Genomic DNA, 1,205 nt, shown 5'->3' with positions numbered 1-1,205 from the left:
GAAGAACGGCTGGACGTTGGCGGAGGAGGCCGGACATGCCGGTCCGGACCGGATCCACCGGCTGCTGAACCGGATCGACTGGGACGCCGACGAGGTCCTGGACGATGTGCGGGACTACGTGGTCGAGCACCTCGGCGACCGAGAGGCGGTCCTGATCGTTGACGACACCGGCTTCCTGAAGAAGGGCACCCGGTCGGCCGGGGTCCAGCGGCAGTACTCCGGGACCGCGGGCCGGACGGAGAACTGCCAAATCGGCGTCTTCCTCGCCTATGCGTCCGCCCGCGGGCGGACGCTGATCGACCGCCGTTTGTACCTGCCCGCCTCATGGACGGACGACCGCGACCGGTGCCGCCGGGCCGGCATCGCCGACGGCACCGGCTTCGCCACCAAGGTGGAAATGGGCAAGGCCATGGTCCGCCAGGCGATCGCCGACGGGATCCCGTTCCGGTGGGTCACCGCAGACGCCGCCTACGGATTCTCCAAGGGCTGGCGCCACGAGCTCGAGCAGGCCGACGTCTTCCACGTCATGGCCACCACCCGCCACGACACCGTCGTCACCCGCTGGGCCATCGACCACCCCGTCCACGATCTCTTCCCCGGCCTGCCACGGCAGAAGTGGAAACGCCGTTCCTGCGGCGATGGCGCCCACGGCCCACGGGTCTACGACTGGGCTCGTGTCGAGGTGCGTCCCTGGCACCGGCCCGACCGGCAGCACTGGGTCATCGCCCGCCGCAGCGTCCGCCGGCCCGAGGAGATCTCCTACTACATCGCCTACTGCCCGGCCGGCACCACCCTCGACGAGCTGATCCGCATCGCCGGCAGCCGGTGGGCGATCGAGGAATGCTTCCAGACCGCGAAACAGGAGTGCGGCCTGGACGACTACCAGGTCCGGCGCTACGACGGATGGCACCGCCACATCACCCTGGCCATCGCAGCCCACGCCTGCCTCACCGCACTGCGAGCCCGCGAACACGACGCCGGGAAAGCAGAAACGGATCCTCCCAGCTCATACCCCTCAGCCTTCCCGAACTCAGGCGTCTGATCGGCCGGCTCACCCGCCCCCGACCGAGCATCGACCACGTCCTGCACTGGTCACATTGGCGCCGCAGACGACAACACCAAGCCCGCATCAGCCACTACAAACAACGCGGCCACAGACCACCGGAAACTGTCCCACCGTCACACAAAAGACCGTTGCAGTACTA

General features: G+C 68.4%; 1 protein-coding gene. It reads left to right on the top strand.

Features of this window, described 5'->3' with window-relative positions; genetic code table 11:
* The coding region (locus tag AC0699_RS39800) for an IS701 family transposase (RefSeq protein WP_478671627.1) at window positions 1–1,042 on the top strand (1,042 nt) is incomplete at its 5' end.
* Window positions 1,043–1,205: the final 163 nt, after the last annotated feature.

The sequence above is a fragment of the Streptomyces sp. NPDC043870 genome, assembly GCF_056435785.1.
The sequence above is the reverse complement of the archived record's forward strand: the minus strand, read 5'-3'. Positions and strand labels throughout refer to the sequence as shown.